Annotated in this window: 13 protein-coding genes; 8 read left to right on the forward strand and 5 right to left on the reverse strand. The window is 72.3% G+C overall.

The window, feature by feature from the left end; all coding sequences use genetic code 11:
* The first annotated feature begins 335 nt into the window (after positions 1 to 335).
* From ACIPJI_RS35295 to ACIPJI_RS35305, 3 genes are all read left to right on the forward strand, one after another.
* Complete coding sequence (locus tag ACIPJI_RS35295; RefSeq protein WP_402251015.1) at positions 336 to 1,712, forward strand: peptidase C39 family protein; 1,377 nt, start codon at positions 336 to 338, stop codon at positions 1,710 to 1,712.
* Positions 1,713 to 1,862: 150 nt separating this feature from the next.
* The gene (locus ACIPJI_RS35300; RefSeq protein ID WP_307705354.1) at positions 1,863 to 2,012 is read left to right on the forward strand and encodes an SCO1431 family membrane protein; all 150 of its coding nucleotides are present in this window, start codon (positions 1,863 to 1,865) and stop codon (positions 2,010 to 2,012) included.
* 243 nt (positions 2,013 to 2,255) lie between these two features.
* A complete protein-coding gene (locus tag ACIPJI_RS35305; RefSeq protein ID WP_307710287.1) occupies positions 2,256 to 3,428 on the forward strand; it encodes an acyl-CoA dehydrogenase family protein in 1,173 nt (390 codons plus the stop codon).
* A gap of 402 nt (positions 3,429 to 3,830) precedes the next feature.
* On the opposite strand, the gene ACIPJI_RS35310 is transcribed toward ACIPJI_RS35305, so the two are convergent.
* A complete protein-coding gene (locus tag ACIPJI_RS35310) occupies positions 3,831 to 4,247 on the reverse strand; it encodes a hypothetical protein (protein WP_402251017.1) in 417 nt (138 codons plus the stop codon).
* A gap of 205 nt (positions 4,248 to 4,452) precedes the next feature.
* Between ACIPJI_RS35310 and ACIPJI_RS35315 the strand changes: the two genes are divergently transcribed.
* The 4 genes from ACIPJI_RS35315 (at position 4,453) to fxsA (ending at position 8,599) form a co-directional block, all read left to right on the forward strand.
* The gene (locus tag ACIPJI_RS35315) at positions 4,453 to 4,893 is read left to right on the forward strand and encodes an Lrp/AsnC family transcriptional regulator (protein WP_159693926.1); all 441 of its coding nucleotides are present in this window, start codon (positions 4,453 to 4,455) and stop codon (positions 4,891 to 4,893) included.
* A gap of 79 nt (positions 4,894 to 4,972) precedes the next feature.
* Positions 4,973 to 6,619, forward strand: a complete 1,647-nt coding sequence (locus ACIPJI_RS35320) for an amidohydrolase (protein ID WP_402251019.1) — start codon at positions 4,973 to 4,975, stop codon at positions 6,617 to 6,619.
* Between the two features lie 545 nt (positions 6,620 to 7,164).
* Complete coding sequence (locus ACIPJI_RS35325; RefSeq protein WP_307705351.1) at positions 7,165 to 7,980, forward strand: polyprenol monophosphomannose synthase; 816 nt, start codon at positions 7,165 to 7,167, stop codon at positions 7,978 to 7,980.
* A 46-nt stretch (positions 7,981 to 8,026) separates the two neighbouring features.
* On the forward strand, positions 8,027 to 8,599 hold the full coding sequence (fxsA, locus tag ACIPJI_RS35330; protein WP_402251020.1) for an FxsA family membrane protein: 573 nt from the start codon (positions 8,027 to 8,029) through the stop codon (positions 8,597 to 8,599).
* A gap of 395 nt (positions 8,600 to 8,994) precedes the next feature.
* Here fxsA and ACIPJI_RS35335 read toward each other — a convergent pair whose 3' ends face one another.
* The 4 genes from ACIPJI_RS35335 to ACIPJI_RS35350 form a co-directional block, all read right to left on the reverse strand.
* A complete protein-coding gene (locus ACIPJI_RS35335; RefSeq protein WP_003959706.1) occupies positions 8,995 to 9,369 on the reverse strand; it encodes an RNA polymerase-binding protein RbpA in 375 nt (124 codons plus the stop codon).
* A gap of 266 nt (positions 9,370 to 9,635) precedes the next feature.
* Positions 9,636 to 10,994 (reverse strand): MFS transporter, encoded by a 1,359-nt coding sequence (locus ACIPJI_RS35340; RefSeq protein ID WP_402251022.1) that lies wholly within the window; start codon positions 10,992 to 10,994, stop codon positions 9,636 to 9,638.
* A gap of 61 nt (positions 10,995 to 11,055) precedes the next feature.
* Positions 11,056 to 11,820 carry a glycerophosphodiester phosphodiesterase family protein gene (locus tag ACIPJI_RS35345; protein ID WP_402251024.1) on the reverse strand — a complete coding sequence of 255 codons (765 nt, stop codon included), beginning with the start codon at positions 11,818 to 11,820 and terminating at the stop codon, positions 11,056 to 11,058.
* On the reverse strand, positions 11,817 to 12,536 hold the full coding sequence (locus tag ACIPJI_RS35350; RefSeq protein ID WP_307710286.1) for a YitT family protein: 720 nt from the start codon (positions 12,534 to 12,536) through the stop codon (positions 11,817 to 11,819). The genes ACIPJI_RS35345 and ACIPJI_RS35350 overlap by 4 nt, the downstream gene beginning before the upstream one ends.
* A 30-nt stretch (positions 12,537 to 12,566) precedes the next feature.
* Between ACIPJI_RS35350 and ACIPJI_RS35355 the strand changes: the two genes are divergently transcribed.
* Positions 12,567 to 14,066 (forward strand): PLP-dependent aminotransferase family protein, encoded by a 1,500-nt coding sequence (locus tag ACIPJI_RS35355; protein WP_005320063.1) that lies wholly within the window; start codon positions 12,567 to 12,569, stop codon positions 14,064 to 14,066.
* Positions 14,067 to 14,082 lie beyond the last annotated feature (16 nt).

Below are 14,082 nucleotides of genomic sequence, written 5' to 3' on the forward strand. Positions count from 1 at the left end.
TGCCGCCGCGGCGGACGAGCAGGCAACAGCGGAGCCACACGTTCCCACAGGTCATCAGGCACAAGATCAGCAGACACCCAACAGATCCTGCCGACGCAACACCCAACTGCCAAGGCCCACAACGAACTTCATTCTGAAACGATCAGTAAGAGGCAGTTGTCCGGCGCGGCAGGCCGGTCCGGTACGGCGCCGCAGGTCACCTGCCTGACCCGGACGGCGCAGCCGCCGGTGGACCAGACCAATATTGCTTGTGCGACGCGAGGCGAATCCCTGGCAGAAGCGAGGCGCGAACCGCGATAGTGGCCCCACTGTCGCGCTCCTTACTTGGGGGTCCCATGGCCAGACCTACTTCGCGCAGAGACGTTCTGGGTGCCGCGCTCGCGGTAGCCGCCACCGCCGGAACCCTTTCCGTCGCCGCCGGCCGGGCGGCCGCCGCGAGCGGTACGGCCGCCGTCCCCGCGGCTCCTGCCAGGCGCCCGCAGCCGCTCGTCGACAACCGCTTCTGGTCCTCCTACACGGACTGGCGCTGCGGCGACCGCGCCGGCACCAAGGCCGTCGCCGGTAGCCGTCCGGGAGTGGTGATCGCCCAGCCCGTCGGCACCGCCGACTACACCGACCCGCACACCGGCACGACCGCGAGCTGGGAGTACGCGACCTGGACATCGCCGGTGCACCGCTCACGCGTACCCGCCACCGAGGTCATCGCCTCCTGGAACGCGGACACCCCCGCCGGGACATGGCTTCAGGTGGAGCTGAGCGGCACGTACTCGGACGGCACCGCGACGCCCTGGTTCGTGATGGGCCGCTGGGCCGCGGGTGACCAGGACATCCGCCGGACCTCGGTGGACGACCAGGGCGACGGCAGGGCGAGCATCTGGACGGACACCTTCTCCGTCGACGACGCCGCGAGCGGGCTGCGCCTCGACTCGTACCGGCTGCGGCTCACGCTCTACCGCCGGCCGGGGACCTCCCTCACGCCCACGGTGTGGCGGCTGGGCGCGATGGCCTCCGACATCCCGGACCGCTTCGGCGTGCCCGCGTCGGAGCCGGGCCTCGCCCGCGAGCTGATCGTGCCGAGGTACTCCCAGAACATGCACGTGGGCCAGTACCCGGAGTACGACAACGGCGGCGAGGCATGGTGCAGCCCCACGTCGTCGCAGATGATCATCGAGTACTGGGGCCGCCGGCCCACCGCCGACGACCTGGCGTGGGTCGATCCCGCCTTCGCCGATCCGCAGGTCTGTCACGCCGCCCGTTTCACCTTCGACCACCAGTACGAAGGCTGCGGCAACTGGCCCTTCAACGCCGCCTATGCCGCGACCTACCGCGACATGAGCGCCGTCGTCACCCGGCTGACCTCGCTGACCGACCTGGAGACACTGATCGCCGCCGGCATCCCGGCCATAACGTCCCAGTCGTTCCTGAAGGAGGAGCTGACGGGGGCCGGCTACGGCACCGCCGGCCACCTCATGACGGTGATCGGCTTCACCGCCGACGGTGATGTGATCGCCAACGACCCGGCTTCCCCGAGCAACGAGGCGGTGCGCCGCGTCTACCGCCGTGCGGAGTGGGAGAAGATCTGGCTCCGTACCAAGCGCTACAACGCGAGCGGGAAAGTGGTCTCCGGCACAGGAGGCGTCTGCTATCTGTACTGGCCCGCACACCCCACGGCCGCCCAGCGTGCGGCTCTGGCGGCCGTCGGCGTCCACTGACGCACCGCGCGGCCCCCGACGGCAGTGACGAATGTCTCTACCCCGGGGGCCTCCGCCGCTGGCACTGTGGTGTGGCCAGGATCTTCCGCCCGATCCGGACGAAAGATCCCCAGGGGGAGCCACCTGCCGGACGACCGAACGAGACGCACCATGACCTCGAACGCAGCAACCGCCGACCGCACCCTGCCGACGACCCGCACCGGCGGCCCGGACGACGGACCCGACCTCCTCGAGCACGTCCTCGGCTGGACGCTCGTCGTGGTCCTGGCCATGCTCATCACCCAGGTCGGTCTGATCTAGTCCCACGCCTGTCGCCCGCGACGCCCTCACCTCCCGGGAAGCGCCCCGCGGGCTGCGGCTTTCGCCTCCGGCACACCCGTGACGCCCGCCTTCCGATCGGGCATACTCATGCGCGCCACAAGCCGCTATGCAGCCTCTTTCGTGATCCGGAAGGGCACCATCGGCCTGGCAGAACAACCGGCGGCGCGCCCACACCCTTCGCGCGTGACCGCCGCAGCGCCCGACAGGGAGGAGAGCGCCGCCATGCCCGACCGCGCCCCGCAGCCGGTGGACCGTCAGCTGCCCACCGAAGAGGCCAGGGATCTGATCACCCTGGTCCGCGACATCGTCCAGCGGGAGATCGCCCCGCGCGCGGCCGAGGAGGAGGACGCCGGGCACTTCCCGCGCGAGATCTTCTCGCTGCTGTCCGAATCAGGACTGCTCGGCCTTCCCTACGACTCCGAGTTCGGCGGCGGGGACCAGCCGTACGAGGTGTATCTCCAGGTCCTCGAGGAGCTCGCCGCGGCCCGCCTCACCGTCGGTCTCGGCGTGAGCGTCCATTCCCTGTCGTGTCATGCGCTGGCCGGATACGGCACCAAGGAGCAGCAGGGCGAGCATCTGCCCGCGATGCTCGGCGGCGGTCTGCTCGGCGCCTACTGCCTCTCCGAGCCCGCCTCCGGGTCCGACGCCGCGTCGCTGCGCACCAAGGCGGTCCGGGACGGCGACGACTGGGTCATCACCGGGACGAAGGCCTGGATCACCCACGGCGGTGTCGCCGACTTCTACACGGTCCTCGCCCGCACCGGCGTGGAAGGCCCGCGCGGCATCACCGCGTTCCTGGTGCCGGGCGACGCGCCGGGGCTGAACCCCGCGGCACCCGAGAAGAAGATGGGCATGAAGGGATCGCCCACGGCCCAGCTCCACTTCGACGGGGTCCGGATCCCCGACTCGCGCCGTATCGGTGAGGAGGGCCAAGGCTTCGCCATCGCGCTGTCCGCCCTCGACTCGGGCCGTCTCGGCATCGCCGCCTGCGCCATCGGTGTCGCGCAGGCCGCGCTGGACGAGTCGCTCGACTACGCCACCGGACGCAAGCAGTTCGGACGTCCCATCGCCGACTTCCAGGGCCTGCGCTTCATGCTCGCGGACATGGCCACCCGGATCGAGGCGGGGCGCGCGCTGTACCTCGCCGCTGCCCGGCTGAGGGACGCGGGACAGCCGTTCTCCCGGCAGGCCGCCATGGCGAAGCTGTTCTGCACGGACGCGGCGATGAGCGTCACCACCGACGCCGTCCAGGTCCTCGGCGGCTACGGCTACACGCAGGACTTCCCCGTGGAGCGCTTCATGCGCGAGGCCAAGGTGCTGCAGATCGTCGAGGGGACGAACCAGATCCAGCGGATGGTCATCGCCCGCCACCTGGCCGGCCCTGAGACGCGCTGACCCGCCCGCTCTCCGCCGGCGGCGCCGCGAGTCTGACCCACTCGGGGTCGCGGCGCCCCGGCAGCGTTCTGCCCCGGCTCGCCCAGAGTTGGAGAAGCTCACGGTAGATGGGCGGATCGGCCGGGCGCGGAACCGATTCTTCACGAACGGGCACGACGAGGCGCCGACGGCCTTGCGTGGTCGGGGGGTGCAGGCTCATGCCCGGCCAACGCGCCACGCGCGGAAGCGGTTACCGGCAGGACTATTCGAGCGCCAGTGCAGGGGCTACACCACCCGCCGACCTCGGCGCGGGACCTGCGCGGTCGCGTTCATACGGCGCCGGGAGCGCGTGCGGCCCCCGGGGCACGTGTGCGGTCACGCTCACTGTCCGGGGAGCGCGTCGGGCTCCCCGGGGCACGTCCTTCAGGCGGCCCGTCGCATCGGCGGCACCTTCAGCGGCCGTGAGCCGGGGCCGCCGACGTGCGAGAACGGCTGGGTGCGCCAGTCAAGGCCCTGCGGCAGCGTCAGCAGGAGCGCGGTGTCCTGCTCCTGGGCCTCCAGCGACTCGTCGGCGGGACGGGCGAGGGCGGCGTCCCGGCCGGTGCCCGAGCAGACCGTCAGGCCGAACGGGTTCCACGGGGTGGGGCACAGCGCGTGCTCGGGCAGGACGTCCTCGTCCGCCAGCAGCGCGATCGGCTGAGCGCAGTCCGGGCAGATCACCCGGTACATCTCGAAGGTGTCGTACGCGTCCAGGACGTCCGTCTCGTCCGGCTCGGCCGGATCAACAGGCTCCGGTTCGGTACGTCCGGTCTTGGAAGACACATTCTTGACACTCTGCATGGAGAATCTCCCCCTTGGATGGGCCGACCAGGCATGTGCGGCCTCGACCACAGCAAGCAATGCCCACCGTGCCGGTCGGGTAACCGTGGGGTCACGGCGCATCGGCCGGGCAAACCTGTGGCGTTGGTCACATGGAGGCCTCTGGCGCCCGTCCGGACGCTCCGGGACTGTGCCGGAAGCGATCCAGGGCCATAGGTTGATCCGCATGGAGGAGCTGGATCGTCAGATCGTGGACCTGCTCGTCAAGGACGGGCGGATGAGCTACACCGACCTGGGCAAGGCCACCGGCCTGTCCACATCGGCGGTGCACCAGCGCGTCCGCCGCCTCGAGCAGCGGGGCGTCATCCGCGGCTACGCGGCGGTCGTCGACCCGGAGGCCGTCGGGCTGCCGCTCACCGCGTTCATCTCGGTGAAGCCGTTCGACCCCAGCGCTCCCGACGACATCGCGGACCGGCTCGCCGGCGTGCCGGAGATCGAGGCCTGCCACAGCGTCGCCGGTGACGAGAACTACATCCTCAAGGTGCGCGTCTCGACGCCCCTCGAACTGGAGCACCTGCTCACCCGTATCCGCTCGCTCTCCGGTGTCTCCACCCGCACCACGGTCGTCCTCTCCACCCCCTACGAGGCCCGCCCGCCGCGGATCTGACACCCGGTGGTCCAAGGCCCGTGGCCGTGGACCACCGGCCCGGTACGGGGCGTGCCCACCGGCTCTCTAGGCTTGCTCCATGACCGAGAGCACCGCCCCCCAGAGCGAACACCGCACCGTGCTGCTGCGCGGTGGAGAAGTCCACAGCCCCGCCGACCCCTTCGCCACCGCGATGGTCGTCGAGAAGGGACACGTCGCCTGGGTGGGCTCGGAAGGCGCCGCCGACGCATTCGCCACCGGCGTCGACGAAGTGGTCGACCTCGAAGGGGCCCTGGTCACTCCCGCGTTCACCGACGCCCACGTTCACACCACCTCGACCGGCCTCGCCCTCACCGGCCTCGACCTGTCAGGTGCGACCTCCCTCGCCGAGGCCCTCCGCCTCGTACGGGAGTACGGCGCCGCCCACCCCGCCGCCGGCCAGGTCCTTCTCGGGCACGGCTGGGACGCGACTCGCTGGCCCGAGCAGAGGCCCCCGAGCCGCGCGGAACTGGACGAGGCGGCCGGTGGACGGCCGCTGTACCTGCCGCGGGTCGACGTCCACTCGGCGGTCGTCACCACCGCGCTGCTCGACCTCGTTCCCGGCGTCACCGGCCTGGCCGGCTTCCACCCGGACGCCCCGCTGACCGCGGCGGCGCACCACGCCGTGCGCGCCGCCGCCCATGCGGCCGTCACCCCCGCCCAACGGCGGGCGGCGCAGCGGGAAGCGCTCTCCCGCGCCGCGTCCCTCGGCATCGGCAGCATCCACGAGTGCGCGGGCCCCGAGATCTCCGACGAGGCCGATTTCACGTCCCTGCTCGTGCTCTCCCGTTCGGAGCCGGGCCCTCGGGTCGTGGGCTACTGGGCCGAACAGGTCACCGACGAGAAGGACGCCCGGCGCATCCGCGAACTCGGCGCCTCCGGCGCGGCAGGGGACCTGTTCGTCGACGGCTCGCTCGGCTCGCACACCGCGTGCCTGCACGCCCCGTACGCCGACGCCCCCGCCACCACCGGAAGCGCCCATCTCGACGCGGCGGCCGTCGCCGCCCATGTGACCGCGTGCACCCGGGCGGGGCTGCAGGCCGGGTTCCACGCCATCGGCGACGCCGCCCTGAGCACGGTCGTCGACGGTGTCCGGGCAGCGGCCGACCGGCTCGGGCTCGAGCGGGTCCGTGCCGCGAGGCACCGGATCGAGCACGTCGAGATGCTCACCCCGGAAACCATCGCCGCCTTCGCCGAGTTCGGCCTCACCGCATCCGTCCAGCCCGCCTTCGACGCGGCCTGGGGCGGCGAGGACGGCATGTACGCCCGGCGCCTGGGCGCCGAGCGGGCACGCACCCTCAACCCGTACGCGGCGCTGCTGCGCGCCGGTGTGCCGCTCGCGTTCGGCTCCGACAGCCCGGTGACCCCCCTCGACCCGTGGGGCACGGTACGGGCCGCCGCCTTCCACCGGACGCCCGAGCACCGCATCTCCGTACGGGCGGCCTTCACCGCCCATACCCGCGGCGGCTGGCGTGCCGTCGGCCACGACGACGCCGGCGTGCTCGTGCCGGGCGCCCCGGCCGACTACGCGGTCTGGCGCACCGGGGCCCTGATCGTCCAGGCGCCCGACGACCGGGTCGCCCGCTGGTCCACCGACCCGCGCTCCGGCACGCCCGGTCTGCCCGACCTCGGACCCGGTGCCGAACTGCCCGTATGCGTCCGGACGGTGGTGGGCGGACGAACCGTCTTCGAGGGACCGAACGGGTGACGTAAGGACATTTCGCACCGCCGGGCCGCGTTCCCGTCGTTCCGCCTCGACCTGCGGATCTTCGCCTCTGACCTGGCGGTTCCGGTAATTCTCGCTGATCAGGCGACTGTTGACAGCGAGCGGCCACCGGCCGGTAGGTTCGGGACAGTCCACCGAAGAACTCCGACCGGCAACCTCCACGCAAGTCGTCGAACGCCGCTGGGTCATGGGGTGGTGTGCCGCACCGGCGCACCACCGCTGGGAGCCAGGTTCAGCGCCCGCGCCTCGGGGGCAGAGGGAAGGTTTCCGCCGGTCGGCAGGTGAGACCCGGGTGGGGCCCGGCGTTCAGTAGACAACGGCTCTCGGTCGACCCGCAGCCAGCGGGCCCCAGGTCGGCCCGAAGGACGCCGGGCCCGATCCGCTGCGTCCGGCCGGCCCCGCGCACCGTTCCGTCCCCTGCGTGGCGCCCTCGTCGTTCCGCCGCAGCCGCGAAGATCCGTGCCGCCGGGAGCGCCCCGCGGGGGCTCGCTATGGTTGGGCTCTGCGACGGACTTTAAGGGGCAGCAGTGAACGACGGTGGTGCGGTTCCCCATGGTGGACCCCAGGGGAGGCGGTACGGCCCGCTCGGCCGAGCGTTGGTGATCATTCCCACCTACAACGAAGCCGAGAACATCCGGTCGATCGTCTCCCGGGTGCGCGCCGCCGTGCCCGACGCGGACGTGCTCGTCGCCGACGACAACAGTCCTGACGGCACGGGCAAGTTCGCCGACGAGCTCGCCGTGCAGGACGAGCAGGTGCACGTCCTGCACCGCAAGGGCAAGGAAGGGCTCGGCGCGGCCTACCTGGCCGGCTTTCGCTGGGGCATCGAGCACGACTACGGCGTCCTGGTCGAGATGGACGCCGACGGCTCCCACCAGCCCGAGGAACTGCCCAGGCTGCTGACCGCCCTCAAGGGCGCCGATCTCGTCCTCGGGTCCCGCTGGGTACCCGGCGGGCGTGTCGTCAACTGGCCCAAGCACCGCGAGATCCTCTCGCGCGGCGGCAGTACCTACTCCCGTCTGCTGCTCGGTGTGCCGCTGCGGGACGTCACGGGCGGCTTCCGGGCCTTCCGCGCCGAGACCCTGGAAGGCCTGGGGCTCGACGACGTCGCCTCCCAGGGCTACTGCTTCCAGGTCGACCTGGCCCGGCGGGCCGTGGCCGCCGGATTCCATGTCGTCGAGGTCCCGATCACCTTCGTCGAGCGGGAGCTGGGCGACTCGAAGATGAACAGGGACATCGTCGTCGAGGCCCTGTGGCGTGTCACCGCGTGGGGCGTGGAGGAGCGGGCCGGCCGCCTCCTCGGCCGCAAGGGGTCACCGCCCCGGCCTCCCCGATCTTCCTGACCACCCCCTTACGCCGCTCCGGCAGGCGCCCAGGCACACTGGGGGCATGACGACCGGCGCACCGCCCCCGACCGCCCCGAGGCGCTCCCGCGCCCGCTCCTTCGTCCCCTTGGCCCTCGCCGCCTGGCTGGTCCTGGAGATCTGGCTGCTGACCGTCGTGGCGGACGTGGCGGGCGGCTTCGCCGTCCTCGGGCTGCTCGTCGGCGCCGCGGTGCTCGGTGCCGTGGTGGTCAAGAGGGCGGGGCGGCGGGCCTTCGCCAACCTCACCGCGACACTTCAGCAGCAGACGGGCAGCCAGGAGGCCGTGCCGCCCGGGCGCGCCGAGGGCAACGGGCTGCTGATGCTCGGCGGTCTGCTGCTGATGCTGCCGGGCCTCGTCTCGGACGTGGCCGGTCTGCTGCTTCTGGTGCCGCCGGTCCGGGCACGTCTGGGCCGGGCCGCCGAACGCTCGCTGGAGCGGCGGATGAACGCCGCGAGGGCCGGCGGTCTCGGCGACGCGTTCCAGCAGGCCCGCATGCGCCGCCCGGACGGCAAGGTCGTCCAGGGCGAGGTCATCCGCGAGGACGGCACGCGGCCCCGCGACGACGAAACTGGCCGACGGCCCCCGCTGACCCCCTGATCCTCGCCGGACCGGTGCCGGTGCGGCCCCTTCTCTGACGTCCGGGCGCCGCACCAGGCCGCGCGAAGCCCCCAGGTCCCCGGATGCCGACACGACGAGAGCCGCGGGGGGGGGGGCCCCGGGGGGGGGGGGGGGGGGGGGGGGGGGGGGGGGGGGGGGGGGGCCGCGCCGGCCGGCGCGGCGGGGGGGGGGGGGGCGGGGGGGGGCGCCCTACGTCCCCCCCCCCCCCCCCCCCCCCCCCCCCCCCCCCCCCCCCCCCCCCCCCCCCCCCACCCCCCCCCCCCCCCCCCCCCCCCCCCCCCCCCCCCCCCCCCCCCCCCCCCCCCCCCCCCCCCCCCGGGGGGGGGGCCCCCCCCCGCGGCTCTCGTGCTGCTCGCTTCGCGCGCCTGAACGCGCTACGCGGACTTGCGGCTGTCGCGCGGGTGCACCGCGATGTTCATGGCGCCGGAACGAAGGACCGCCAGCCGTTCGGCCAGCACCTCTTCCAGCTCCTCGCGGGTACGCCGCTCCATCAGCATGTCCCAGTGCGTGCGCGCCGGCTTGCCCTTCTTCTCTTCGGGGCCGTCCCCGTCGACCAGGAGTGCTTGGGCGCCACACGCCTTGCACTCCCACTCCGGCGGAATCTCCGCCTCGACCGAGAACGGCATCTCAAAACGATGTCCGTTCTGGCATGCGTACTCCACCGCCTGGCGCGGGGCCAGGTCGATGCCGCGGTCCGTCTCGTAGCTGGTAACCACAAGTCGCGTGCCGCGGAGAGCTCGCTCACTCATGAATCGTGCCTCCCGGGCTTGTCGCCCACAGGACAGGTGTCGCTGTCGTCGTCATCCGGTCAACGTCCGGTCGGCGGTAAAGATTCCCGTTCCGGGTCATGCGTCGCCCGTCGTGCCGCTGCTTTGCCATTGGTTGGGGTACCCACCAGTGCCCGGTTTGTCACATCTGACAGAAAGTGTCACCCACTGATTTCACTATTCCAGCACGCAGTAACGGTCCGCCTGGCAAGCCAAAGGCGTACACTACCGGCCTTTCACTCAGGCGTCTAAATCCGCTCCGGTACCGGGTTCCCCGCAGCGGCCACCGCACGCCTCACCGGAACCCTCGCGAGCAGCACGAATCCCGCTCCGAAGAAGATCACCAAAGAGATGATCGCGTCACGGTAGCTGCCCGACATCTGATACGCCAGGCCGAAGACGAGCGGTCCGAGCCAGCTGAGTCCCCGGTCGCTCATCTCGTAGGCCGAAAAGTACTCCGCCTCCTTGCCCCGCGGCACGAGATGCGAGAACAGCGACCGCGACAGCGCCTGGCTGCCGCCCAGGACCAGTCCGATGCCGGCCGCGAGGCAGTAGAACCACACCGGCTCGCCGGTGGGCAGGAAGTACCCCGCCGCCAGGATCAGGGTCCACACCGCGAGCGAGGCGAGGATCGTGCGCTTCGCCCCGTACGTACGGGCCAGCCTGCCCATGCCCAAAGCCCCCGCGACCGCGAGCACCTGCACCAGCAGCACCGCGGTGATCAGGGTGGTCTGGTCCAGGTCCAGTTCCTCCGAGCCGTAGACGGAGGCCTGCGAGATGACCGTCTGCACGCCGTCGTTGTAGACGAGGTACGCGAGCAGGAACGAGAGGGTGAGGGGGTGCCGGCGCATGTCCCGAAGCGTCGAGACGAGCTGCCGCCAACCCGAGCCGACCGCACCCTCGCCCGACGGTGCGATCCTGCGGTCACGCAGCCGGCGCAGCGGGATCAGCGTGAAGGCGCCCCACCACAGACCGGCGGAAGCCAGGCAGACGCGGACCGCGTCGCCCTCGGAGAGGCCGAACGACTCGTGGCCCGAGTAGACGATCAGGTTCAGCACCAGCACGAGGGCACCGGACGTGTAGCCGAAGGCCCAGCCGCGCGACGACACCGCGTCACGCTCCTCCGGGCCGGAGATCTGCGGCAGATACGCGTTGTAGAGCACCATCGACACGGCCAGCGCGGCGTTCGCCACGATCAGCAGGAGCGCGCCCAGCAGATAGCGGTCGCCGTCCAGGAAGAACATCCCGGTCGTCGCCGCCGCACCCACGTACGCGGCGACGGCGAGCAGCGGCTTCTTGCGGCCCGTACGGTCCGCGGCCGCCCCGGCGAGCGGCATGATCAGCACCGCGAGAAGCACCGAGACCGACACCGCGTACGGGAAGACGGAACCCGCACGCACCGGGATGCCCAGGGGATGGACGAAGCCGTCGGCGTCCGCCGCGGCCTTCGCCACCGACGTCAGATAGGGCCCGAGGAAGACGGTGAGCACGCTCGTCGAATAGACGGAGCACGCGAAGTCGTAGAAGTACCAGCCCCGTTGTTCGCGTCTGCGTGCGCTCTCGTCCTCGCCGGTGCCCTCCGTGCTGTCCGCCGTGTCCGCAGTCACTCGGCGCCCCCTCGCTCATGCCGTCGAAGGCGCCGGTGCCCCCGCGGCCGCGCGGGCGCGATCAGACCCACACTCCCCGGTCGGTCAGCACCGTGCGCAACGTCTCAAGATGATCGGTCATGATGCCATCCACGCCAAGGTCCAGGAGCCGGGCCATCCGGTCGGCGTCGTTCACCGTCCACACATGGACCTGCAGACCCCGCCGGTGGGCCGCGCGCACGAAACGCCGGTCCACCACGCGGATCCCGCCCTGCGTCTCCGGCACCTGCGCGCACACCGCGCCGCTGCGCACCGCCGCCGGTATCCCGTAGGAACCGAGCCGCAGGCCGAGCACGCCCCGCACCCCGTACGAGGTCGCCAGGCGCGGACCCGCGAGCCGCGTCGCCCGGGCCACCCGGGCCTCGGAGAACGAGCCGACGCACACCCGGTCCCAGGCCGCCGTCCGGCGGATCAGCTCCACCAGCGGCACCAGCGCGGACTCCGCCTTCAGATCCACGTTCCACCGGGCGTCGGGGAACTCCTCGAGCAGCTCCTCGAACAGCGCCAGCGGCTCGCGGCCCGCCACCCTCGCTCTGCGTACCTCGCTCCACGGCAGGGCGGCGATCCGCCCGCTGGCGTCGGTCACCCGGTCCAGCGTGGGGTCGTGGAAGGCGACGAGGTGTCCGTCCGCCGTCGTGTGCACATCGGTCTCGAAGTAGCGGTATCCGGCCGCGGCGGCCCGCCGGAAGGCCGCCGCGGTGTTCTCGATGCCGTCGGCCGCGCCGCCACGGTGGGCGAAGGCGAGCGTCGCGGGGTGGTCCAGATAGGGGTGGCGTATGCGGGTCACCGCGGCAGTATGGCCTGCGAGGGTGACCCGGTGGCGACCACGGTGCTGCGTCCGTCCGTCTCCGGGACGGCGAACAGCCTCAGGAACAGCTGCGCCAGCGGCCCGATCGCCAGCGCGTACGCCACCGTCCCGATGCCGACGGAACCACCGAGCACGAAGCCGGTCGCGACGACGGCGACCTCGATCGCGGTGCGCACCAGCCGGATCGAGCGGCCGGTCAGCCGGTGCAGGCCGGTCATCAGGCCGTCCCGCGGGCCCGGTCCGAAACGGGCCGCGATGTACAGGCCCGTCGCCGCGCCGTTGAGGACGATGCCCGCGGCCATCAGCGGGATCTGCCCGACGAGCGTCGTCACCTGCGGTACGAGGGACAGCGTGGCGTCCATGGCGATGCCGATGACGAACACGTTGGACACGGTCCCGAGGCCGGGCCGCTGGCGGATCGGTATCCACAGCAGCAGCACCACGGCGCCCACGATGATCGACACCACGCCGATCGTCAGCCCGGTCAGCTCGGCCAGCCCCTGATGCAGCACCCCCCACGGCTCGAGGCCGAGGCCGGCGCGCACCAGCAAGGCGGAACTCGCTCCGTACAGCGCGAGGCCGACGTACAGCTGAAGCAGTCGGCGGGTGAGATGCGCGGACACGATGGCGCCCCCTGTCTGGTGTTCGTGGACTGATGCATGACACTCTGTGGCTATGGAACGACCGGCAACCATGGCCAATTCGAGGAAGGTGGACCGACTTCCATGACGCAGTGGACTTCTGCCGTGGGCGCGGCCCAGCTCGCCCGACAGCTCACCTCCCAGCAGGCGCGCCCCGCGGGACCCGGCACCCGCAAGCCACCCGCCTACCGCGCGCTCGCCGACGGCATCCGCCTGCTCGTCCTCGAGGGCCGCGTCCCGGTCGCGGCACGGCTGCCCGCCGAGCGGGAACTGGCGCTGTCCCTCTCGGTCAGCCGCACCACCGTCGCCGCCGCGTACGAGGCGCTGCGCGGCGAGGGCTTCCTCGAGTCCCGCCGGGGCGCCGGCAGCTGGACCGCCGTACCCGCCGGGAACCCGCTGCCCGCCCGCGGTCTCGAGCCCCTGCCCCCGGAGTCGCTCGGCTCCATGATCGACCTGGGCTGTGCCGCCCTGCCCGCGCCGGAGCCGTGGCTGACCCGGTCCGTCCAGGGCGCCCTCGAGGAGCTGCCGCCCTACGCCCACACCCACGGCGACTACCCCGCCGGTCTGCCCGCCCTGCGCCAGATGCTCGCCGACCGCTACACGGAACGCGGCATCCCGACCATGCCGGAACAGATCATGGTCACCACCGGCGCGATGGGCGCCATCGACGCGATCTGCCACCTGTTCGCCGGCCGGGGCGAGCGCATCGCCGTCGAATCGCCCTCCTACGCCAACATCCTCCAGCTGATGCGCGAGGCCGGCGCACGGCTCGTGCCCGTCGCCATGGCGGAAGGCCTCACCGGCTGGGACCTGAACCGCTGGCGCCAGGTGCTGCGCGATGCCGCGCCGCGGCTCGCGTACGTGGTCGCCGACTTCCACAACCCCACCGGCGCGCTCGCCGACGAGCACCAGCGCCGCGCCCTGGTCGAGGCCGCCCGCTCGGCAGGGACGGTGCTCGTCGTCGACGAGACCATGTCGGAACTGCACCTCGATCCCGACATCGAGATGCCCCCGCCCGTCTGCTCGTTCGACCCGGCGGGCTCCACGGTCCTCACCGTCGGCTCGGCCAGCAAGGCCTTCTGGGCCGGCATGCGGATCGGCTGGGTCCGCGCCGCCCCCGACGTGATCCGCTCACTCGTCGCCGCCCGCGCCTACGCCGACCTCGGCACGCCCGTCCTGGAGCAGCTCGCCATCAACTGGCTGATGCGCACCGGTGGCTGGACCGAGGCCGTCTCCATCCGCCGGGAGCAGGCCCGCGACAACCGTGACGCGCTCGTTGCCGCGGTGCGCAAGGAACTGCCGGCCTGGGAGTTCGACGTCCCGCGCGGCGGCCTCACCCTCTGGGTCCGCACCGGGGGCCTTTCCGGCTCCCGCCTCGCCGAGGTCGGCGAGCGCGTCGGCGTCCGGGTGCCGTCGGGGCCGCGCTTCGGAGTCGACGGCGCTTTCGAGGGCTACGTACGACTGCCGTTCACCGTGGGCGGCCCGGTGGCGGAGGAGGCGGCGGCCCGCCTCGCCGCGGCGGCGCGTCTGGTCTCCAAGGGAGCGACTACGGGCACGGAGGCCCCGCGCACGTTCGTGGCGTAGGCGCCCCGGTGCCCCT

Origin of the sequence: Streptomyces sp. NPDC086835, assembly GCF_044745705.1 — a bacterium.
Classification (GTDB): Bacteria; Actinomycetota; Actinomycetes; order Streptomycetales; family Streptomycetaceae; genus Streptomyces.

What these genes read in the sequence shown, in the direction of transcription:
- fxsA (WP_402251020.1), top strand. Translation starts at nt 8,027, where the DNA reads ATGACGACCGGCGCACCGCCCCCGACCGCCCCGAGGCGCTCCCGCGCC.
- ACIPJI_RS35350 (WP_307710286.1), bottom strand. Translation starts at nt 12,536, where the DNA reads ATGGTTGCCGGTCGTTCCATAGCCACAGAGTGTCATGCATCAGTCCAC.
- ACIPJI_RS35295 (WP_402251015.1), top strand. Translation starts at nt 336, where the DNA reads ATGGCCAGACCTACTTCGCGCAGAGACGTTCTGGGTGCCGCGCTCGCG.
- ACIPJI_RS35300 (WP_307705354.1), top strand. Translation starts at nt 1,863, where the DNA reads ATGACCTCGAACGCAGCAACCGCCGACCGCACCCTGCCGACGACCCGC.
- ACIPJI_RS35355 (WP_005320063.1), top strand. Translation starts at nt 12,567, where the DNA reads ATGACGCAGTGGACTTCTGCCGTGGGCGCGGCCCAGCTCGCCCGACAG.
- ACIPJI_RS35320 (WP_402251019.1), top strand. Translation starts at nt 4,973, where the DNA reads ATGACCGAGAGCACCGCCCCCCAGAGCGAACACCGCACCGTGCTGCTG.
- ACIPJI_RS35315 (WP_159693926.1), top strand. Translation starts at nt 4,453, where the DNA reads ATGGAGGAGCTGGATCGTCAGATCGTGGACCTGCTCGTCAAGGACGGG.
- ACIPJI_RS35335 (WP_003959706.1), bottom strand. Translation starts at nt 9,369, where the DNA reads ATGAGTGAGCGAGCTCTCCGCGGCACGCGACTTGTGGTTACCAGCTAC.
- ACIPJI_RS35305 (WP_307710287.1), top strand. Translation starts at nt 2,256, where the DNA reads ATGCCCGACCGCGCCCCGCAGCCGGTGGACCGTCAGCTGCCCACCGAA.
- ACIPJI_RS35310 (WP_402251017.1), bottom strand. Translation starts at nt 4,247, where the DNA reads ATGCAGAGTGTCAAGAATGTGTCTTCCAAGACCGGACGTACCGAACCG.